The 4,048-nt window shown below is 67.8% G+C and carries 4 protein-coding genes; 2 read left to right on the forward strand and 2 right to left on the reverse strand.

The genetic code is table 11. The annotated features are described in order from the left end of the window. The first annotated feature begins 183 nt into the window (after positions 1-183). Positions 184-1,206: a LacI family DNA-binding transcriptional regulator gene (locus tag ELR45_RS28170; RefSeq protein WP_165368176.1), complete on the forward strand. Its 1,023-nt coding sequence runs from the start codon at positions 184-186 to the stop codon at positions 1,204-1,206. A 131-nt stretch (positions 1,207-1,337) separates the two neighbouring features. Here ELR45_RS28170 and ELR45_RS28175 read toward each other — a convergent pair whose 3' ends face one another. After that, entirely contained in the window at positions 1,338-1,814 is a 477-nt protein-coding gene (locus tag ELR45_RS28175) for a MarR family winged helix-turn-helix transcriptional regulator (protein ID WP_129669283.1), read from the reverse strand. 98 nt (positions 1,815-1,912) lie between these two features. On the opposite strand from ELR45_RS28175, the gene ELR45_RS28180 reads away from it, so the two are divergent. Next, complete coding sequence (locus tag ELR45_RS28180; RefSeq protein WP_129669284.1) at positions 1,913-3,412, forward strand: MFS transporter; 1,500 nt, start codon at positions 1,913-1,915, stop codon at positions 3,410-3,412. A 93-nt stretch (positions 3,413-3,505) separates the two neighbouring features. On the opposite strand, the gene ELR45_RS28185 is transcribed toward ELR45_RS28180, so the two are convergent. Further along, positions 3,506-4,048 (reverse strand): TetR/AcrR family transcriptional regulator (locus ELR45_RS28185; RefSeq protein WP_165368177.1); only part of this gene is annotated, 543 nt, incomplete at its 5' end.

A 4,048-nucleotide genomic window follows, 5' to 3' on the forward strand; every position in this document is an offset into this window, starting at 1 on the left:
AGCCACCTCGTGGAGATCGAGACCGCCCTGCAGGCGCAGGCACAGCGGAATCGCGAGGCACAGCACGTTAGTGCCCCGTAGGCTCGCTCGTCGCAATGCGTCACCTCCGCCTCGACAGTTCACTCGTGGCAATCGGTTGCGATGTGGAACGATGGAAAGCCGCAGGACTTCAGGAGGGTACGTGTGTCCGAGCACCTGTCGCGAGTCGGCACGAATGGCAACCGGAAGCCATCCGCGACGATCTACGATATCGCGCGCGAGCTTGACCTCAGCCCCTCCACCGTGTCGCGAGCGCTCAACAAGCCCGGACGCGTCGCGGCGAAGACCGAGCAGCGGATCCGCGATGCGGCCGCGAAGCTCGGCTATCGCGGCAACCCCATGGCGCGCTCTCTCCCGACCGGGCGTACGCGCATGCTCGGGCTCGTCGTGTCCGACGTGACGAACCCTGTGTTCTTCCGGCTTGTGCGCGGCGCCGAACAGGCATGCGGCGAGCTCGGTTACACGCTCGTGCTCGCGGAGTCACAAGAGTCGGGCGAGGTCGAGTACGGCACACTCGATCGGCTGCTCCCGGCGGTCGACGGCGTCGTGCTCGCGGCCGCGCGGCTCGAGGACGACCAAATCCGCCAGATCGCGGCGTCGAAGGACGTCGTGCTCATCAACCGCCGCGTCGGGGAGCTCCCCGCCATCGTGCCCGACATCGACGGCGGCGTCGCGCAGGCCATCGACCACCTCGCTACCCTCGGCCACACATCGATCGCCTACCTCGCGGGGCCGGCGACCTCCTGGATGTCCCGCGAGCGCGGCGAGCGCCTATTCGAGCACGCCGTCGCGCGTGGCCTGACCTTCGTGGAGATCGGCCCCACCTCCCCCGATCTCGGGGGAGGCCAGTCCGCGCTGCGTCGCGTGCAGGCGTCCGGCGTGACCGCCGTGCTCGCCTACAACGACCTCATGGCGATCGGCCTCCTCCGCGCGTGCCGCGCCGAGGGCATAGACGTGCCAGGCGATCTCAACATCATGGGCTTCGACGACATCTTCGGCGCCGACCTCACGACACCCGCCCTCACGACTGTGCGCAGCCCACTTGACCGGGCGGGCGACGCGGCCGTGCGCAGCCTCGTCGCGACGTTCGACGGGAGCGAGCCCGCGGCACCGGACCCACTACCCACAGAGATCGTCGTACGTGAGTCGACCGCCGCCCCACACTGATCCCGGCAGCGCCGGGGCGACAACTATCATCGTTTGACAAGACCCAGCCACGCGGTCGGTCACCGATGCAGAGATCCGCGCTCCTGGAGAGGCCGATCGGCGCACACTTCGACAACTGCAGGCGCCGGCCGCTATGCCCGGACGGCCTCGCCGTAGGCCTCGACGAACCGCTCGAGGAGCTCGAGGAACTGCGTGGCGTCGTGGTCGCCGAGGGCTGCCAATCCGGCCTCGTAGGATCCGAGGACCACGGATATGGCTTCTTCGAGCGCCGAGAGCCCGTGCGCAGTCGGCTCGATCAGCCGGGCAGACTGACCACGCTCGGTGATCCGGCGCACGAGCCCCTCGTTGAGCGCGCCGTTGACCTGACGGTTGACCGTGGACTGCTCCAAGCCGAGCGCGTCGGCGATCTCCCGCAACGTGCGGGGCCGACGATCCGACAGCAGCCACAGCAGGCGACCATCGGCGACCCCGAGCGGACTGCGGGACTCGACGAGCCGGCGGTGGATGTCTAGGCGGGTCAGCAGCCCTGCCAGTGCACGACCAATGGTCAGATCGGATTCCGAGGCGGCGGATGCAGACGTCGCGGACGGCGGTGTCACAGGCGACATCAAAGACCTCCAGGACTCCCGGATTGTGATCGAACAACGTATGTAGGTAGCATACACTCAATTGAGTTGTATGTATCATACATATCCTTCGGAGTGCCATGACTGTCCCCCGTTCCTCCACCGCCGCAGACCTCGCGGCACCTCAATCGACGCGCCGCGCCGTAGCCGCCGTCGCGGTGCTGTGCTTCAGCAGCCTGTGCGCTGCACTGATGCAATCACTCGTGATCCCGATCCAGGGCGAACTGCCCGTGCTGCTGCAGACCTCCGCCAGCAATGCATCGTGGGTCGTCACCGCGACCCTGCTCGGGGCCGCCGTCGCGATGCCGGTGACCGGGCGCCTGGCCGACATGTACGGCAAGAAGCCCGTCCTGGTCACCTCTGCCGCCGTCCTCGGAGTCGGTTCGCTGATCTGTGCCGTGTCCGACTCGGTCGGACCGATGCTCGTCGGCCGGGTGCTCCAGGGCATGGCTATGGGCTACATTCCCGTCGCTATCAGCATGGTCCGCGAGACCGCGCCGCCGCACCTGCGCAACACCGCCGTTGCCGGGGTCAGTGCGACCCTGGGCGTCGGCGGCGCGCTCGGCCTTCCACTGGCGGCCTGGATCGCCCAAGACTTCGACTGGCACGCGCTGTTCTGGGTCTCGGCCGCCCTCGCCGCGGCCATGATCGCCCTCACGGCCACGGTCGTCCCACGTGTGCGCGACGCCCACCCGGGCAAGCTCGACGTCGTCGGCGCGCTCGGACTAAGCGCCGGACTCGTCGGTGTCCTGGTCGGCGTCACCAAGGGCAACGACTGGGGCTGGGGCGACTCGAGCACGCTCGGCTTGATCGGCGGCGGCGTCCTCGTGCTCCTGCTGTGGGGCTGGTACGAGATGCGCCACCGCGAGCCGCTCGTCGACCTGCGCACCAGCGCCCGCACACCCGTCCTGCTCACCAACATCGCCGCCGTGCTCATCGGCTTCGGCATGATGGCGCAATCCATCGTCGTCCCACAGCTACTGCAGCTGCCCGAGGCGACCGGACATGGGCTGGGCCAGACCATCCTGCAAACCGGGCTCTGGATGGCGCCCGCAGGCATCATGATGATGATGTTCACCCCGGTGTCATCCCGGATGCTGACCCAGCTCGGCGCGCGCATCACCCTTGCAGTCGGAGCCGTCGTCATCGCCCTCGGCTACGCAGTGGCCGTATTCCTGATGGATGCGCCATGGCAGCTCATGCTCGCGTCCTGCATCGCATCCGCAGGCGTGGGAATCGGCTACGCGGCGATGCCCACACTCATCCTCACCAACGTCCCACCGAGCGAGTCGGCGGCCAGCGTCGGACTCAACGGCCTCATGCGGTCCATGGGCACCACGATCGCGGGGGCAGTCATGGCCGTCGTGCTCACCAGCCAGACCACCACAATGGCGCCGGGCCTCCCAGCCGTGCCCGCCCAGAGCGCGTTCCAGCTCTGCTTCATCATCGGAGCCGCCGCCGCCATCGCAGGCGCCCTCATCGTGTTGCTCATCCCACGGCAGAAGCGAAACGGCACTCACACCCTGACCGACACCGACGACACCGGCGGGACAAGAGCCGAAACAGTGCTGGTGGACTGAGCCGCCGGTGCAGATCAACACCGGCTATCCGAAGAACTGTGAGACACGGGCCTCAAGCACGGGCCCTTGACCGCAATAGATGTGCCGGCGAAGTCATTCTCCGGGCGGCGGGGGCGTCTTCCTGTCTGACGGGGCAGTGGTGAACAGTCCCCTGTGGAGGATTTCGCGGATCCGGTGCGGGCGATGCGGACGAGCCGCGAGAGCATCCGCCGCGTGTGCGGCCATGGCCATGGGAAGGCTGAGAAGGACGTCGTCCGTAGTCACCGATGCATGAACGACGCCACACGCTCGCGCCCGGTCCACGAGCGGCTCGATCGCCGCCGTCGTGCGGCGGGCGAGCTCACCGAGGTCCGTTCTGTCGTGACGTGCGCTCACGCGTGCGAGCCATGGAGCGCGTAGCTGCACATCGAACATGTAGTGGAACAGTTCTACGGCGCCATCGTCCCTGTCGGCGAGAGCTGCGGCCCTGGCCTCGATGTCTGCGACGTTCTCCTGTAGCACCGCCGTGGCGAGAGCCTCCCGGTCGGTGAAGTGGCGATGCAAGGTGGTGCGACTGACACCTGCCGCACGTGCGATCTCTTCGAGCGGAGCATCCGGGCCGAGGCTCGCGAATACCTGCCGTGCGGCGGAGACGAG

It is taken from the genome of Phytoactinopolyspora endophytica (assembly GCF_004138495.1).
Lineage (GTDB): Bacteria > Actinomycetota > Actinomycetes > Jiangellales > Jiangellaceae > Phytoactinopolyspora > Phytoactinopolyspora endophytica.